The 17,403-nt window shown below is 37.4% G+C and carries 18 protein-coding genes; 7 read left to right on the forward strand and 11 right to left on the reverse strand.

The genetic code is table 11. The features are described 5' to 3' along the window. The first annotated feature begins 59 nt into the window (after nt 1-59). Nucleotides 60-842, forward strand: coding sequence for a 3'-5' exonuclease (locus M0R38_05235; protein ID MCK9481149.1), 783 nt, complete (start codon nt 60-62; stop codon nt 840-842). A gap of 3 nt (nt 843-845) precedes the next feature. Beyond that, nucleotides 846-1,565 (forward strand): RluA family pseudouridine synthase, encoded by a 720-nt coding sequence (locus M0R38_05240; protein ID MCK9481150.1) that lies wholly within the window; start codon nt 846-848, stop codon nt 1,563-1,565. Nucleotides 1,566-1,592: 27 nt separating this feature from the next. Here M0R38_05240 and M0R38_05245 read toward each other — a convergent pair whose 3' ends face one another. The 3 genes from M0R38_05245 to M0R38_05255 are packed head-to-tail and all read right to left on the reverse strand — an operon-like array spanning nt 1,593 to nt 6,685. Next, nucleotides 1,593-2,378 carry a (Fe-S)-binding protein gene (locus M0R38_05245; GenBank protein ID MCK9481151.1) on the reverse strand — a complete coding sequence of 262 codons (786 nt, stop codon included), beginning with the start codon at nt 2,376-2,378 and terminating at the stop codon, nt 1,593-1,595. Then, nucleotides 2,368-3,687, reverse strand: a complete 1,320-nt coding sequence (locus tag M0R38_05250; GenBank protein MCK9481152.1) for a (Fe-S)-binding protein — start codon at nt 3,685-3,687, stop codon at nt 2,368-2,370. The genes M0R38_05245 and M0R38_05250 overlap by 11 nt, the downstream gene beginning before the upstream one ends. Nucleotides 3,688-3,742: 55 nt before the next feature. Then, nucleotides 3,743-6,685, reverse strand: coding sequence for a serine hydrolase (locus M0R38_05255; protein ID MCK9481153.1), 2,943 nt, complete (start codon nt 6,683-6,685; stop codon nt 3,743-3,745). Between the two features lie 157 nt (nt 6,686-6,842). Between M0R38_05255 and M0R38_05260 the strand changes: the two genes are divergently transcribed. Then, entirely contained in the window at nt 6,843-7,733 is an 891-nt protein-coding gene (locus M0R38_05260; GenBank protein ID MCK9481154.1) for a cation diffusion facilitator family transporter, read from the forward strand. A gap of 18 nt (nt 7,734-7,751) precedes the next feature. Here the strand turns inward: M0R38_05260 and M0R38_05265 are convergent, their stop codons facing one another. From M0R38_05265 to pyrE, 4 genes are read right to left on the reverse strand one after another with little or no spacing between them, the layout of a single operon-like run. Next, complete coding sequence (locus tag M0R38_05265) at nt 7,752-8,675, reverse strand: urea transporter (GenBank protein MCK9481155.1); 924 nt, start codon at nt 8,673-8,675, stop codon at nt 7,752-7,754. Between the two features lie 13 nt (nt 8,676-8,688). After that, the gene (locus tag M0R38_05270; GenBank protein MCK9481156.1) at nt 8,689-9,303 is read right to left on the reverse strand and encodes an IMPACT family protein; all 615 of its coding nucleotides are present in this window, start codon (nt 9,301-9,303) and stop codon (nt 8,689-8,691) included. After that, nucleotides 9,293-10,342 (reverse strand): bifunctional diaminohydroxyphosphoribosylaminopyrimidine deaminase/5-amino-6-(5-phosphoribosylamino)uracil reductase RibD, encoded by a 1,050-nt coding sequence (gene ribD, locus M0R38_05275; protein MCK9481157.1) that lies wholly within the window; start codon nt 10,340-10,342, stop codon nt 9,293-9,295. Before ribD ends, M0R38_05270 begins: the two co-directional genes overlap by 11 nt. Before the next feature lie 10 nt (nt 10,343-10,352). After that, nucleotides 10,353-11,000 carry an orotate phosphoribosyltransferase gene (gene pyrE / locus M0R38_05280; protein ID MCK9481158.1) on the reverse strand — a complete coding sequence of 216 codons (648 nt, stop codon included), beginning with the start codon at nt 10,998-11,000 and terminating at the stop codon, nt 10,353-10,355. Between pyrE and M0R38_05285 the strand changes: the two genes are divergently transcribed. From M0R38_05285 to aroQ, 4 genes are all read left to right on the forward strand, one after another. Continuing rightward, nucleotides 10,999-11,607: an NUDIX domain-containing protein gene (locus M0R38_05285; GenBank protein ID MCK9481159.1), complete on the forward strand. Its 609-nt coding sequence runs from the start codon at nt 10,999-11,001 to the stop codon at nt 11,605-11,607. The genes pyrE and M0R38_05285 overlap by 2 nt on opposite strands. Nucleotides 11,608-11,654: 47 nt before the next feature. Then, a complete protein-coding gene (locus M0R38_05290; protein MCK9481160.1) occupies nt 11,655-12,377 on the forward strand; it encodes a methyltransferase in 723 nt (240 codons plus the stop codon). Between the two features lie 85 nt (nt 12,378-12,462). Further along, on the forward strand, nt 12,463-14,094 hold the full coding sequence (locus M0R38_05295) for an ATP-binding cassette domain-containing protein (GenBank protein ID MCK9481161.1): 1,632 nt from the start codon (nt 12,463-12,465) through the stop codon (nt 14,092-14,094). A 9-nt stretch (nt 14,095-14,103) separates the two neighbouring features. Next, nucleotides 14,104-14,529 carry a type II 3-dehydroquinate dehydratase gene (gene aroQ, locus M0R38_05300; GenBank protein MCK9481162.1) on the forward strand — a complete coding sequence of 142 codons (426 nt, stop codon included), beginning with the start codon at nt 14,104-14,106 and terminating at the stop codon, nt 14,527-14,529. A 24-nt stretch (nt 14,530-14,553) separates the two neighbouring features. On the opposite strand, the gene M0R38_05305 is transcribed toward aroQ, so the two are convergent. From M0R38_05305 to M0R38_05320, 4 genes are read right to left on the reverse strand one after another with little or no spacing between them, the layout of a single operon-like run. Beyond that, entirely contained in the window at nt 14,554-15,141 is a 588-nt protein-coding gene (locus M0R38_05305; protein MCK9481163.1) for a hypothetical protein, read from the reverse strand. A gap of 20 nt (nt 15,142-15,161) precedes the next feature. Next, entirely contained in the window at nt 15,162-15,602 is a 441-nt protein-coding gene (smpB, locus tag M0R38_05310) for an SsrA-binding protein SmpB (protein MCK9481164.1), read from the reverse strand. 8 nt (nt 15,603-15,610) lie between these two features. After that, complete coding sequence (locus tag M0R38_05315; GenBank protein MCK9481165.1) at nt 15,611-16,003, reverse strand: hypothetical protein; 393 nt, start codon at nt 16,001-16,003, stop codon at nt 15,611-15,613. Then, nucleotides 16,003-17,382, reverse strand: coding sequence for a hypothetical protein (locus M0R38_05320; GenBank protein MCK9481166.1), 1,380 nt, complete (start codon nt 17,380-17,382; stop codon nt 16,003-16,005). Before M0R38_05320 ends, M0R38_05315 begins: the two co-directional genes overlap by 1 nt. Nucleotides 17,383-17,403: the final 21 nt, after the last annotated feature.

The following is a 17,403-nucleotide window of genomic DNA, read 5'->3' on the forward strand; positions in this document are numbered from 1 at the left end:
CATTACATTCCTGTTTTTTTTAGATAAATCGTAGAGTAGTAATTCTCTATCTTTGCCTTGTGAATATTCAGTTAAAGAGAAGTCTCATTGTATTAGATATTGAGAGTACAGGAGTTAATTTTATAAAAGATAGAATTGTTGAACTATTTTTGCTTAAAATCAAACCGGATGGCAGCAGGGAGGAGTATCTGCAACGCTTTAACCCTCAGCTTGTCATGTCCGCAGAAGTTATTGCTGTCCATGGTATTACCAATGAGATGGTGGCAAATGAACCATTGTTTGCAGACAAAGCAAAAGAAATCATGGCGTTTATTGGTGATGCAGACTTAGCCGGGTTTAATTCTGATAAGTTTGATATTCCTATGCTGATGGAAGAATTAGGAAGAGCCGGAGTTGATTTGGATATTGAAAAGCGTAAAACTATTGATGTGCAAAGGATTTTTCATAAATTGGAACCCCGCAACTTGTCCGCAGCTTATATGTTCTATTGTAAAAAGGAGTTAGATGGGGCTCATTCGGCAGCTGCTGACACACGAGCTACTTGGGAAATTTTGGAAGCGCAAATTGAAAAGTATCAGGAGTTGTCAAAAACTGTTGCAGGGTTATCCGCATTTACTTCTAATGGAGAAACACTTGATTTGTCAGGTAGAGTAGTGCTCAATGGGAGTAAGGTTCCTGTATTTAACTTTGGTAAATACAAAGGACAGGAAGTGAAGACAGTGTTTATGAAAGAACCTTCCTATTATGATTGGATTATGAATTCCGATTTTTCAATGCAAACAAAAAAGGTAATTACTCGACTTCGCTTAGAAATGATGAATGATAATAGTGCAGTAAATTAAAACATGGCAAAGAAGAATCAACGTCTCACTATCATTTATGAAGATGAAAATTATCTGGTAATTGATAAACCATCAGGGGTTGCAAGTTTAGATGAACATGTTTTTACCGTTCCTTCCATTTTGCGATTGTTAAAAATGGATTTTCCCGATGCTCAGCTTTGCCATAGATTAGATAAAGAAACCTCAGGATGTTTGCTTGCATCCAAACATAATGAGGCATATCGCCATGCTGCCATTTTGTTTGAAAAAAGATTGGTTGAAAAATCATACACCGCCATTTGCAATGGGACATCAAGTTTTGATAAGTTGACCATCGATTTGCCTCTGATGACCGGTTCTAAACGTGTCCGCATTTCACATCGTTATGGAAAGACAGCACAAACAATAATTTCAACTATTGAGCAGTTCAAGCATTTCTCTGTTATAGAATGTAAACCATTGACAGGACGTACGCATCAAATTAGGGTACATCTCTCCGAACAAAACAATCCTATTGTGAACGATACATTGTATGGAGGAGAAGCTCCTTTGCTGTCCAAAATCAAACACCACTTTCATCTTTCAAAAAGCGAAGAACAAGAAAGTCCTATTATAGAAAGAATCGCATTGCACGCTTCTGGTTTGTCTTTTGATAGTATAGATGGTAGAAGAATTGAGGTGCGATGCCCTTTAAGCAAGGAATTGGAAGCACTTTTGAAAATATTGAGAAGATATGATGTTTAATGCAAGTGTTGCAGCTTTGATTGTGCTTTAATCAATCAAGTCTTCAGCCTTTGCAATTAATTCTGCAATATCAATAATCTTCATATTGTTTTCTTGACCACATGCTTTTACACCGTCTTGCAACATAATCATACAGAAAGGACAATTTGAAGCAACAATGGTTGCACCCGTTTCAACAGCTTGTTCAACTCTTGCAGTATTGATATCTTTATTTCCTTTTTCAGATTCTTTAAACACTTGTGCGCCACCGGCTCCGCAGCACATGCCTTTGCTCCTGCATGTTCTCATTTCTACAAGGTCAGCCTCAAGTTTTGCTATAACCTCACGAGGAGCTTCATATATGCCGTTTCCGCGACCTAAATAACAGCTGTCATGATAGGTAATTTTTTTGCCTTTGTAAAAGCCACCTTTAATCTTTAATCGCCCTTCGTTGATAAGGCTTTGCAAGAATTGTGTATGATGCAGTACTTCGTAGTTGCCACCTAAAGCCGGATATTCATTCTTTATAGTATTAAAACAGTGAGGACAGGTAGCTACGATTTTTTTTACTTCATATCCATTGAGTACAGCTATATTATTGCTCGCTTGTAGTTGAAACAAAAATTCATTTCCGGCTCTCTTTGCAGGGTCGCCTGTACAACTTTCTTCGTTACCCAACACGGCAAATTTCACTCCGGCATATTCTAAAATTTTGGCAAAAGCCTTAGTTACACGCTGTGCCCTTTGGTCAAAACTGCCTGCACAACCCACCCAGAAAAGGATTTCGGGTGTTTCACCTGCTGCTATATAGTCTGCGTATGTTCTAACTTTCATTTTGATTGCTTTGTTTGTCTTCGTTTTCAAGTTCTATGGTCCAGTTGGCTCTTTCGCTTTGTGCGAATTGCCATGGAGCGCCATTGTTTTCAATATTGCTGAACATCATGTTCCACTCTTGAGGTGCATTTGATTCTTCCATTACTAAATACTGCCTCATGTTAACAATGATTTCCATTGGGTTGATATTAATCGGACACACCTCAACACAAGCGTTGCATGTAGTACAAGCCATTAATTCTTCTTTGGTAATATAGGTGTGTAAATCTTTAGGCTCAGCGGGTTCAGGCAAAATTCCTTCTTTGATTTTTCCTACTTCTTCCAATCTGTCCCTTGTGTCCATCATTACTTTGCGGGGAGAGAGTAGTTTACCTGTTGTGTTTGCAGGGCAAACAGAGGTGCAACGTCCACATTCGGTACAAGAGTATGCGTCAAGTAAGTTCTTCCAAGTCAAATCTTCCACATCCTTGACTCCAAATCTGGGGTTTTCTACAGTGGGTGGCGTGAATGAAGGGTCTAACATTGCCTTGACTTCATTTGATACTAATTCATTGTTTTTGAACTTTGCTTTAGGCTCTAAATTAGTATAGTATGTATTTGGAAAAGAAAGGATAATATGCAAATGTTTGCTGTAAGGAACATAGTTTAAGAACCATAATATTCCTACAAAATGGAACCACCAAGCTGTCTGCACCCAAATGTGTGCTGTTGCTGCGCTCATGTTTTGAAACATGGGAGCCAGAAAACTGCTTACCGGCATATTTGTGTCTTGCTGAAATGCCTGATCGGCAGCGTTCATAACCAATAATGCTACCATCAGAACTATTTCTACTATTAGGATTACATTGGCATCCAAAAAGGGCCAGCCTTTGAGTTCAGGTGAGCGAAATCGGTAAATATGCATAAGGTTTCTCCTGAATAAGAATACTGCACAAGATAGGATAACCAATACACCCAGAATTTCAAAGAACCCGATTGAGAAATCATATAAATTACCCAGAATAGGTCTGAAAATTCTGTGAGTGCCGGCAATTCCGTCAATGATGATTTCGAGAACCTCAATGTTGATCAAAACAAAACCTAAATAAACAAATACGTGTAAAATACCGGCAATGGGCTTAATCTTGGTCATTTTGCCTTGACCAACTGCAAATCGAAGCATGTTTTTCCATCGTGCTGCTTTGTTGTTGCTTAGGTCAATGTCTTTGCCTATATGAATGTTGCGAACAATTCTGCGGATACTCTTGTAGAAGAAATAAATCCCTACTCCAAGAATGAGAATAAAGATAATTTGAGATAAAACCTGCATGTGGATTTATTTTGGGTTCAATAATAGAGAAAAAAAACGCTCATTTTGACTAACATCAGTATATAAAAGCATTATAAATAAGGTCTTGAATCCTTGTTCTATAATTGCCTTTAATCAGTTCCTTGTTTTCTTCGTCCGGAAAGATTCGGTTAGACAAAAATACATACACTAAATCGTATTCAGGGTCAACCCAAATACAAGTCCCTGTAAAGCCGGTATGTCCGAATGTTTTTTCAGAAGCTAATTTAGAAGAAGGAGAAAGTTTTGCTACAAATTCAGGTCGGTCAAAGCCTAGTCCCCTGCGTGATATACTACTTTGTTTACTTGTAAATAACTTGATTGTTGAAGGTTTTAATATTTGGGTTCCATTATATTCACCACCATTGAGCAACATTTGACCGATTGCAGCTAAATCATAGGCAGTCGAAAATAATCCTGCGTGTCCAGATACACCGCCAAACATTGCAGCACAAGGGTCGTGAACATAACCTTGCACAAGTTGCATGCGAAATGTTTGGTCATATTGCGTTGGAGCCATACGGTCTCTGTCATAACAGCACAATGGGTTGAATGTAATGTTGTCTAAACCCATTGGACCGTAAAAATTTTCATGTAGAAACCATTCAAAAGGTTCTCCGGAAGCTTGTTCAATTATTTCTTTGAGTAAAATCATCCCTAAGTCGCTATATACATACTTCTTAGGACCCAATGGGGCTTCCACAATCTGTGTATATATTTCATAGCGATAGTCGCTGTTCATGAAAAGCCTGTCAGCAACGGGCACACAGTACATGTCGTCAGCCCGTTTTTTATATAAGCTGTCAAACATCACCCCTAAGGTGTTTTTATAGAATGGGAGCCAAGCGGGTAGTCCGGATTCATGGAGTAAGAGTTGCCTGATAGTGATGTTTTCTTTGTTGCTTTTGCGCGTCCACACTAAGTATTTACTGATTTTGTCATCTAATTTTAATTTTCCGTCCTCATAGAGTTTCATAACAGCCAAAGTGGTTGCGGCAACTTTGGTTACAGAAGCCAAATCGTAAAGATCATAAGGATTAACAGGTTCTTTTTTGTCGTAAGTGTGATAACCGTAGCTTAAATCATAGATATTTTTGCCTTTATAGAGCACTAACACTCTACAACCGGGTGCTGCATGTTTTGAAACTAATTCCATGGCAATTGTGTCAATGGATTTCAGTTTGTTGATATCGATTTTGTGTGATGAGCCTCCCGTTTTTATAGTAGGATTTGTTTGAGTTTTTTCAATGGTTTTGATACTGCTTCCTTCGCCAGATTTAAAACCTCCTATACTTACAGGCATGATACCTTTGAATGGAATTTTGCCTTTTAGTAAGTCAATAACAGCTAATTGAAATGGAATTCCATCTTCATGTGCAATGACAGCAGTTTTGAGTGTTTTGAACTTGTCTAAAATATAAGGGTTGGAGAAGAACACCAAGGTGCTTTGAGACAGGTTGTTCATGTTTTGCATGAATTTGATTTCATTGTCTGTAAAACCATAATTTTTGTTGTTCCAAATCTTGGGTTGATGTATTGAAATGACATAGTGCATTCCTTCTGTTCTTTTGTTTATTATGTTTTGATAAGCGTCCCATGCGCTGCCTCTTTTGATAAAAATTACTTCTACACTGGCTAATTCTTTCTTTGCTTTTTGAAAGTAGTCTTCCGGACGTTCATTACCCAAAACAATCAATGTGATTTTTGTTTTTGGGTTTGCACCCAAAGGCAACATTCCGTTGGCATCTTTCAACAGAATGATACTTTGTTCAGCAATGGATTTAATCAAGGAATCCGCTTCTGAAGGGAATAAATTCTTTTGAAGACTTTGGATGTCAATGGGTCTGTAGTGGCTCAAACCGGCACGTTCTTTCCATTTCAGAATTTCCATAACGCGGGTGTTTAATTCTTCTATGGAAATGCTGCCATCTTTAATGGCTTTTTTGATTTGCTCAATGGCAGACGGAATGTTCTCGGGGAAAAGAATAATATGGTTGCCGGCTAAGAATGCTTCTAATTCACCTTTCCCGGCAGGGAAAGCATTGCGTACGCCTTTCATGTTCATCGCATCTGTAATTGCAAGCCCTCTAAACTCCATCTCATTTTTGAGAATGTCAGTTACAACTGTTTTAGATAAAGAACTGGGTCTGCTTGGGCGGTTGTCTAATGAAGGAACATACAAATGTCCAAGCATAACTGCTGCAATGTCACGTCTAATGAGGTATTGAAAAGGATATAATTCCAATGAGTCTAATCGTTCTCTACTATACGGTATTACGGGTAATTCTTTATGACTGTCTGAGTCTGTGTCGCCATGTCCGGGAAAATGTTTGGCGCATGCCAGCACCCCCACGTCTTGCATTCCGTTTGCATAAGCCCAAGCCTTTTCAGCGACTTTGTATTTATTTTCTCCAAATGATCTGAAGTTAATAATAGGATTAGCAGGGTTGTTATTAATGTCGGCAACGGGTGCAAAGTTGATATGAATCCCCAGAGTTTTAAGTTGCAGTCCGATTTGTTTGCCCATTTCATAAATTAATGAGTCATTGTCCAAACTGCCAAGCGTAAGTTGGTAAGGGTATTTCATGCTTGGCTTTATTCTCATATCTAATCCCCACTCTGCATCAATACCAATAAACAAAGGGTATGTGGATATTTCTTGATAGTAATTTGTTAAGTATGCTTGTTTGAGTGGGCTACCTTGAAAAAATATCAGGCCACCAATTTTGTAATTGCGAATCAAGTCTTCGATTTCTTTTGTATGTGCTTCATCTTTATTTGAATAGGCTGCAACCATAAACAATTGCCCTATTTTTTCATCCAGTGTCATTTGTTTTATTGTATGCTCATACCATCTTACATCGATAGTACGACTAATCACAGGTGGAGGCTCTTGATTGTGAGCATGTTGAGTTGCGGAACCTGCGCCAAGACCAATTATGAATAAAATTGAGAGTATGATTGATTGTTTAATTCGCATGAATACTTGTATCTGTAATGATTTTATACTTTGCAAATTTTATTCCGTCTGAGTTTATACTGAAAAATACTTGCAAACACTTGTGGACTGAAACACTGTGAACGTTCTTAATAGAGGAAAGTGTTTTTATCTACCTTTGTCGTGTTGCTCTGAAGGGATGTTTATCAATATTCATCATGTAAAAAATATGGCAGTGCGAACTGCTGTTTTTAGCATTTTTTCTAATGCATGTCTTGCATTGATTAAATGGATAGCCGGTGTGTTTGGCAACTCTTATGCACTGATTGCAGATGCAATTGAATCCTCTGCGGATGTGTTCTCGTCATTATTGGTCTTTTTTGGAATTAAATATGTTCAAAGACCTGCAGATGAGAATCATCCCTATGGACACGGAAGGTTAGAGCCGTTAATTACTTTTACTGTTGTTGCCTTTTTGGTGTTTTCCGCAATTGCCATTGCTTATCAATGCATTGTCAATATTAATACTCCTCATGAAAGCCCTAAGTTGTTTACCTTGTTTGTACTTGCACCTATTATTATCTGGAAAGAAATTACTTTTCAAATCGTGTTAAAGCGAGCCAAGCAGTTGGGCAGTAGTTCTCTCAAAGCAGATGCTTGGCATCATCGAAGCGATGCCATTACTTCTGTTGCTGCATTCATTGGAATCAGTATTGCCTTAATCATGGGCAAAGGTTATGAAGCTGCAGATGATTGGGCTGCTTTGTTCTCTTCGGTGTTTATCCTTTATAATGCATACAGAATATTCAGACCTGCGTTGAGTGAAATTATGGATGAGCATTTGTATGATGAATTGGCTGATAAAATTCGTGATAGGGCAATTAAAGTGAAGGGGGTAAGAGCTACTGAGAAATGTTTTATTCGCAAAATTGGCATGATGTATCATGTGGATTTGCATGCTTTGGTTGATGCAGATTTGTCTGTTCGAGAAGGTCATGCTATTGCGCATAGATTGCAAGATGCACTAAAGGAAGGTATTCCTCAAATTTCCAATGTCTTTATCCATATAGAGCCTTTTGAGAAGGAATAATGCGAACTCTTTTCAATTTTATGCATTACTTTGAGCTGAAAATAGCGCGCGTAATTGAAGTGTAATAAAGGCTGATATAACAAAAGGGAAAGTGAGTTGCATGAATGCAAATTTTGACATCAATAAACTGAATGTTGTTGCAAGAATTACCGAGCATAACACCCACAAACCGTCTGAAATTTTATTACCTGCAAAAACAATTGCACATAAAACTGCATTGAAACTGAATAGTCCTAACTGTATCGCTTCATATTGTGAAGTAAATGCAGAAGATAGCATTGCTGCAATAACAGATGCAGCTAATCCATACAGCGCAGCAATCGGAGTATGAATGAAGATAGCACAGAAAAAGAGCAGACCTGCAATTGCTGAACTCTGAAAGATAACTTGACCAAAACCTCGAAATGCGAAAGCAAAGTCGTTTGTAGAGTCAATTGATTCCATTGCAGGAAAGATTGCCAATTCCGGACTAAATAAGTTGAGCAGGTAAACTGCACCCCATGTTACTACAACAAAAGGGAGTGTGAATACAGAGATTTTTTTTAAAATAAAGAAGTGCTGCAAGATGCTTGCAAGCGCACTGCCAATAATGATAAATATCCACACAATGAAGGATGGTTCAAACATGAGGGTAAGTGCAACGCCTACCAAAGCCGCACTAAAACCATATAAACCTTTGCCAATATTTGTGTTGTCAAATTGTAACATCTTTGCGACAAAAGTTCCGGTAAGTGTTGCAATTAGAGCTGCCAGACCCATAGTCCAAGAACCCATACAAATCCCAATTAAGAATACGCTGCCTGTTACGGCATTTTCTTGTAACATGATTTGTCCGAGACCTTTCATTACGATTGTCAAAAGATCAATGGAGTGCTGAAAGAATGTAGGTCTTGTTGTTATGCTATTGAGTTTAAAATTGCTGATTGTACTGATTTTATGCAAAAATATAGTGGTTTTATTCAGGTTTGAGAAACCGCCATTCTAATTTATGCATATTTTTAGCAGTTTCTTCAAAAATATGAATATTCTTTTTCGGTACGGCTAAAGTAAAATTGCCTTTGGAGTCGTAATTTTTTTCATGAACCCTTGCATTGTATTGTTTTGCTAATTGCCATACCAGTGCCTCATCAACAAAATCAAAACTTATTGAGTAATAAAATTCAATTGCCTTTTCAATCAATGGAGTTGATTGTAAAACAAGTTTCGCTGTTTCTCCGTATGCTTCAATTAATCCGGGTACACCCAACAGTTTGCCGCCAAAATACCTTACAACAACAATCAATGTATTTGTCAAATCTAAGGATTGAATTTGGCGGAGTATAGGTCTGCCGGCAGTATTGGCAGGTTCGCCATCATCATTAAACCTTTGATTGGACTTGTCTATATTGAGGATGTAGGCATAACACCAATGTGTTGCATCAGGATATTGTTGTTTTATCTGTTCCAGATGTGCTTTGATTTCATTTTCGGATTTTACTGGAAAAAGAAAGCCGTAGAATTTACTTCCTCTAATGTTTAATCTTGAAGTTGCAGGGGTTTGCGGTTCTTTGTATGAATCATCAAACAGCATGCGAATTATAAATGGTTGTTAAGGTGTCTTCTTTTAAGTCTTGAAAGAGTGGAGTAAAATTTTTAGGTAAATCTGGACTTTCTATTCCTGATTCAAATTGTGTTTTTTTTGATTTTAATACTCGAATTTCATCCCAGCAATTTTGCTGAATGAAACTGTCCAATAACTTCCTTCCTCCTTCTACCACCACTGAACTATATCCTTTATTTAAGATAAAAGTCAATATCTGCTCGAGTTCGTATGTGTCCATCTCGACAAGTGTTGCACCATTCAGGTTGCTGATTTTATGTTGATTGCCTATGACAAAAATTGGCAATGACAGCGAAAAAAAATCCAATGCTCCAAACTCCTGTGTAGCACTGCCTAAGACGATTCGTGCAGGACTGCTGCCTGTCCATAGTCGGTTGTTTAACAAGGGCTTGTCTTGGAGTAGAGTGTTCTTGCCTATCATAAATGCAGATTCTTCGCTCCTCCATTTGTGTAAAAGAGTTTGAGCCATTGAACCGCTTATTTGTTTTTGATTGATTTTGCTCCCACTCATGAAGCCATTGCTTGTTTCAGCCCATTTAAGAATCACATAAGGTCTATGCTTTTCTTGGTTGCAAATAAATCTGCGGTTGGCAAACTCGGCTCTTTCTTTTAGAACCCCCGTATCGACCTTGACTCCATTTTGTTTCAACATTTCCAATCCTTTGCCACTCACTTTTGGATATGGGTCTAACATTGCAATAACAACATGGGGTATTTGATGTTGCAAAATAAGTTCAGTACAAGGAGGTGTTTTCCCTTGATGACAACAAGGTTCAAGCGTTACATAGAGCGTAGCATCTTTTAATAATGTACAGTCTTTACCTGAAACACTTTGTATTGCCTCCACTTCTGCATGTGCACCTCCGTATTGTTTGTGATACCCCTCCCCAATAATTCTGTTATTGTGAACAATAACACAACCAACCAGAGGGTTTGTTTGTGTATGCCCTAAACCTTTGAGCGAAAGGTCAATAGCGCGTTGTATGTATTGTTCAGGAGAAGGAACCACAATCAAAAGTTTATTGGTGAGTAGAAGCCCATGCAGCAGGGTCGCTGCTCCATGATTCGAGGGTGGCTTTGTGTTGTGTTGAAATATAGCCTGATTTAACCGCTTCTTCCAACAAAACTGTATAATTGCTTAAATATATATATGGACAAGATGCCTGTTTGAAACGTTCTAGAGCATCAGGAAAGCCATAAGTGAAGATTGAAACTAACCCTAATGCGTTTCCACCACTCGCACGTAAATTCTCTAAAGCAGCTAAACTGCTTTTTCCGGTAGAAACTAAATCCTCAATCAACACAACGTTGGCTCCTTCTTTTAAATAGCCTTCTACGGAGTTCTTCATTCCATGTTTTTTGGCTTCAGGTCTTATGTAAATATATGGCAAACCCATTGCATCTGCGATTAACGCACCTTGGGCAATACCGGCAGTGGCAATCCCTGCGATACATTCAACATCTTTGAAATACTTTTTGATGATTGTTACAAATGTGTCGCGGATAAAAGTCCTTGCTTCCGGATAGGATAAGGTGATTCTGTTGTCACAGTAAATGGGTGAAAGTAAGCCGGACGTCCAGGTGAAAGGATTGTCGGGACTAAGTTTTACAGCCTTCACTTCGAGTAAGTAATTTGCTACTTTTGCAGATATTTCTTTGTCAGTCATGAGCAAACAAAATTATACTATTTTCATTAATCAATCTTCGATTTCATTAGTGCCGATTGCTCAAAACTTAAACATAGAAATCTCGTTATCGCGCTTTAAAATTTTGGCAAATAAATGCTTGAATGCAGCCAATGATGTCATTGAGCATTTTGAGGTTCCTACAAAATCCCCAATTAAATTATTGCACCTATTAAAAAAAGAGTATTGTTATATACAGGCTGCAGGAGGGATAGTTGAACACGATAGTCAATATCTTTATATAAAGAGATTTGGTCTATGGGATTTGCCTAAAGGCAAAATTGAGAAAGATGAATCAATAAAAAATGCTGCACTACGAGAAGTAGAAGAGGAGTGTGGGATTACCAATCTTAAAATTGTCAGAGATTTGCCAAATACATATCATATTTATAATTTTAAATCTAAGCCTGCTCTTAAAGAGACGTTTTGGTTTTTAATGAGCATCACAGGGCAAATCTCAAATTTGAAACCACAGACAGAAGAAGGAATTACTGAATTGCGTTTTGATCGTAAGGATTTCTTGTTACAAGATTCAACAGAATCATACAGTAGTTTGAAATTTTTGATGCATTCGTTTGTTCATTCATAGTCATTGTGTTCACGAGGTTTTTATCTTTATAGGTGTGTAGAAGGGACATGGCAAATCAATTTTTTAAATTCAAGCAATTTGAAATTCTTCAGAAGAAGAATTCTATGAAGGTTACTACCGATGCATGCATCTTGGGTGCAATGGCTGACTTTTCAGGTTGTAGTGAAATTTTAGATATAGGAGCGGGGACGGGATTACTTACGTTGATGCAAGCGCAAAAGTTCCCAAATGCTTCTTATACAGCAGTTGAAATTGAAGAATCGGGATTTGAGGAGTTGGTTGAAAATTGTAAACAATCTGCTTGGAGTAAAAGGATTGATTGTGTAAACAAAAATATTCTTGATTTTGCACAAGAGCCTTCGAATCATTATAGGTTTGATGGAATTATTACAAACCCTCCATTCTTTCGTGCAAATCTAAAATCTCCTGTTTCAGAACGAAACCGTGTGCGACATGAAGACGGTGTGTTGAGTATGACGGAGTTGTTGGCATGTATTGACTTGTTGTTAAAAACGCATGGCAAATGTTTTTGCTTATATCCGTACAGACGATTTGAAGAGTTTTTACATTCAAGTAATGCACAACAATTAGTGTGTAGAAACGTGGTTTTCCTACAAAATTCACCGAATAAAGAACCTCAGTTATTTATTGCGGAAATAGGAAAGGAGTCTGACACACTTTCTTTCCAAGAGCGGAAGTTCAATATACGGAATTCTGATTTAAACTATTCCAAGGAGTTTGTTGAGTTGATGAGATCTTATTATTTGTAAAGAAGAACACGTCTGTTGACTTTGTGTTTCTTTTGAATTGTGCTTAATCTTCAGTAACTTTGCAGCCCTTTTTAATTAGGCATTCATGATTACTTGTAACAACTTGTCACTGCGTTTTGGAAAACGTGTTTTATTTGATGAAGTAAATGTAAAATTTACGAGCGGAAATTGCTATGGAATTATAGGCGCGAATGGTGCCGGCAAATCTACTTTTTTGAAAATTATCACCGGTGAAATCGACCCTAACACAGGCTCGGTGGATATCGAAAAAGGAAAACGTATGGCCGTCCTTAAACAAAATCACTTTGAATTTGATCAGTTTGAGGTGTTGCAAACGGTGATTATGGGGCATAAAGATTTGTATGCAATTATGCAAGAAAAGGATGCGTTATATGCCAAATCTGATTTTAGTGATGAAGATGGGGTACGTGCTGCAGAGTTGGAAGAAAAATTTGCGGAAATGGAAGGTTGGAATGCCGAAAGTGATGCAGGTACTTTGCTCAACGGCTTAGGAATTTCAGATGATTTTCACTACAAAACAATGCACGAGCTAAGTAATAACCAGAAGGTGCGCGTATTGCTTGCTCAAGCTTTGTTTGGCAATCCTGATATCCTGATTATGGATGAGCCGACTAACGACCTTGATGTTCATACTATTGCTTGGTTGGAAAATTTCTTAGCTGATTTTGAAAACCTTGTATTGGTTGTAAGTCACGACCGACATTTCTTGGACTCCGTTTGTACTCACGTAGCGGATATTGATTACAGCAAAATTCAAGTCTTTACAGGTAACTATAGCTTCTGGTATCAAAGTAGCCAATTGGCATTGAGACAAAGACAAGAACAAAATAAGAAATCAGAAGAAAAACGTAAAGAGCTGCAGGAATTTATTGCACGATTTAGTGCCAATGCTGCTAAGTCTAGACAAGCAACAAGTAGGAAAAAATTACTTGAAAAGCTGAATATTGAAGAGATTAAACCTTCGAGCAGAAAGTATCCTGCAATTTTTATAATCCCGGAACGAGAAGCAGGTGATCAAGTGTTAAAAGTGGAAAATTTGAGTTATAAGCAGGATGGAGAAAATCTGTTTACTAAGGTGAATTTCACTGTTAATAAAGGCGATAAGATTGCATTTCTATCTAAAAACACTCTTGCATTAACAAGGTTTTTTCAAGTGTTGGCTGATGAAATGAAGCCGACAACCGGAAGCTATCATTATGGTGTTACCATAAAGAAAGGGTATTTGCCCAATGACAATTCAAAGTATTTTGAAGGTATAAATCTAAACCTTGTTGATTGGCTGAGACAATTCTCAAAAGAAAAAGATGAAACTTTTATTCGCGGTTTCTTAGGAAAAATGTTGTTTAGTGGTGAAGAATCACTTAAAAGTGCAAAAGTGTTATCAGGAGGAGAGAAAGTTAGGTGTATGTTGAGTAAATTAATGTTAGAACAACCCAATTTTGTCATCGCTGATGACCCCACTAACCACTTGGATTTGGAATCTATTCAATCGTTGAACAATAGTTTTGTTGATTATAAAGGCACAATTGTATTTCAATCTCATGACCATGAGTTTATTCAAACTGTGGCAAACCGTATCATTGAAATTACACCAAATGGAATCATAGATAAGATTTGTACTTATGATGAATATTTGGAAGACGAATCGGTTCAGCAAAGAAAAACAGAGCTATATGGTTCTGCCCCGAGTGCTTAATTCATATCAATGAAATTCCTTGTCTTACACGGACCTAATCTCAATTTGCTTGGAAAGCGGCAACCTGAAATCTATGGATTTGAGCGTTTTGAAGACTTTTTAATTGAAATGCGCAATCGTTTTGCAGGTGTGCAGATTGACTATTTTCAGAGTAATCACGAGGGAGATCTGATTGATTTTGTTCAAAAAAGCGAATCACAATACCAAGGTGTTATTTTTAATGCAGGAGGATTTTCTCATACTTCTGTTGCGATAGCTGATGCGGTTGCTGCAGTGAATGTTCCCTATGTTGGGGTGCATATCAGTAATGTTTATGCACGCGAACGCGAAAGACATATTGATTTGCTGGCGAAATATTGCGTAGGTACTATTACAGGGTTAGGAATGAAAGGCTATGAGTTAGCATTGCAGTACCTTATTGATATTCAAAAGTAACTAGTTTATATTTGTTGAATAGGCTTAGTCCTCAAGTTGAATAAGGAAGCCTAATGTATGTTGGTTAAATGTTCTATAATCTTGCCCGAGTTTTTGATTCCAAGTATAGCGATATCCGATATTTAATTTGTCGGCAATTGGAATCCAACATCCTACACCAAAACATACACTGCTTATCATGCTGTTAAATCCTGCTCTATGGTTTTGATTGATAATGTCAATATTGTACCCAATTAAGCCATAAGGTTCTACCATCTTAGGTTTTTCACTCAAAAAGAATTTCCCGTTATTGGGATTTAAGATCATGCCGAAACCGATACGCTCAAAGTCAGAGCCAAACTCGGCTTGAAAATCAGGTCCCATGTTTTTAATATGCCCTAAAGCGATTTGTGTATATGGAGTTAAGTATTTAGAAATCGGATATCCATACTCAATTTGACTAAAGGCGGACATTCTTTTGTTGTGTGGTGTAGGGTTGTTAAGCCATTTTGAAGAGAAATCAATTGCCCCGCCTTGAACAGCAAGATATTGCTTGTTGACGATTTGAGCCTGCGTTGTGCCACAGAGCCAATTGAAAACAAAAGTCAATATGATGATACTCCTAAATGGCATTGAGCAAAGTTATGGATTTGTTAGAATTTGCGGTTGTGCTCTCTTTCTATATCTTTCTTTTTAATGTCTTCGCGTTTGTCAAAGAGCTTTTTCCCTTTGGCAAGTGCAATTTCGATTTTAATAAAACCACGTTCACTCAAAAAGATGCGCACAGGGATAATCGTATATCCTTCTGTTTCTATACCTTTTTTGAGTTTTCTAAGTTCTTTTTTTGTAAGCAATAACTTGCGCGAACGCAAAGGATCGTGATTTAAATAGCTGCCAAATTTCCATTCGGAAATGTGCATGTTCTTTATGAACAGTTCAGTGTCTTCAAATACACAGTAAGCCTCAGAAATTGAGGCGTTGTTTTGTTTGATTGATTTAACTTCGGTTCCTGTCAAAGACAAACCTGCGGTAAACCGTTGCTCTAAAGCATAATTGAACCCTGCTTTTTTGTTTAGTATATTCAAATTTGCCATGATTGATACTATTGCAAAGATTGAAAGATTGAGTTGATTTTTTCTTTAGTCAAAATCTTTTGACCTTGTGTCCCGGTTGCTATTACCCGATTACCAACACGAGCAGTAAAGTTGCAATGAATAGCGTTCCCTTTCAATTCGCAAATTGTAACTTCAAACTCAACCTTTTGCCCCACCAGTGCAGGTGATAAATGTTGAATTGTTAGAAATGTGCCAATTCCTTCTTCGTGCGCTTCTTTCATTTCTAATACAAATTGACGACAAGCCCATTCTGCATCCCTTCCCAACGCAAACGTGCTATATACAGGGTGCACCTTGTCGTCTGTGAATGACGCAATGTCGTTTTCTGTTACTGTTTTTGACCAAAATTTGGTGTTGCCTACACTAAAGAGATTTTTCATTATTCGCCTTTATGCTTTCTTTCTTCTTCTTCCTTTTTCTTTTTCTCTTCTCTTTCTTTTTCGATTAATTTATTAATGTATTCTTGATCAATCATTTGATTCTGTTTGTTGTCGGGTTGGTTGGTGGTTGTTTCTATGTTCTCTACAACAGGAGCAACAGGGTTGTTGGGGTCGATTTTGAACCGCAAAAGAATATCCTTATACATACGTACAAGTGAGTCTAATTCATTGTTCTTTTCTTCAAGTTGATTTATTCGCGCATCGCGTTTGATGATTTGATTTGAAATAGAGGTGTTGTCCGATTTTAATTGTCTGTTTTCTTCTTCTAATTGAGTGATTTTGTTTTCTAATTCGGTAACCTTGTCTTTTTGTGTAGTTACAAGATTGGTAAGATTGATAACAATGTCTCCGCTTTGTTGTGATTGCACTTCATCCTTAAACTTTTGAAGGCGCACTAATTCTGCTTTTGATTTAAGTAATTCTGCTTTTAATGCATCGTTTTCATTACTCAGTTCTCTTACCTTAGACCCAAGTTCTCTGTTTCTGTTAACCAGCGCGGTGTCCATCCCGTAGTTCTGATTAGTATTCACAGAAGGAGTAGTATTGCAGTTCTTTAATCTTGTTTTGAGTTCCTCAATTTCAGCATCTTTCTTTTCTAAATCTTTGCGTAGTTGAATAATGATTTGAGATAAAGCCAAGTCTTCCGGACTCGCGTTGGGATCTACGATAGGATTCTGTTTAATACTTTCTTCACCGGATAATTGTACAAAACCAAAAGATGCTCTGGAAGAAGGTCCAATATAAAGACCAAATGAGCCTTTGGAGAGTTCTATTTCAGAAAATGTAGTTATGTATTTTTGGTTAATATAGAGGTCATATACCTTGTTGCTTGTCTTTACCGTGATTTCATTGTAATCTTTTGTGATTGCAAATGAATTATTTACCCATCCATCCTTACCTTTTGATATGGGTGCTAATCTATCAGGATACACTCTGCTAATTCTGTATTGTCTTTTTTGATTTACCTCAATCAGTATGCCCGATGATTTCTCTTTGTCTGCCATCACAATGATACCCGCAGCGGATTTTTTTCCATTGTATTTAATAAGCGTAAACCCAACTCTGACCTCATACGATTGGTGCTTTTCATTTAGATTTGGAATGACAAAATATCCAAGTTGAGGATTTTTGCGTATTAGATCAAAGCTGTTTGCTTGTTTAATAAAAAGATTATCTATGTTGAATGTTTGAGTCCAAATCTCATTTTTAGTGGAGGTAAAATCGTCTTTAAACAAGATTTTGTTAAAATCCTTTGCTACTTCTTGACTAAATAGGCTCGTTGGTATAAAAGCAAGTAAAATGAATTTGAAAAGTTTCATATTTGCGCTTCGTTTTAGCGT

The sequence above is a fragment of the Bacteroidia bacterium genome (assembly GCA_023228875.1).
Classification (GTDB): Bacteria; Bacteroidota; Bacteroidia; order NS11-12g; family UBA955; genus JALOAG01.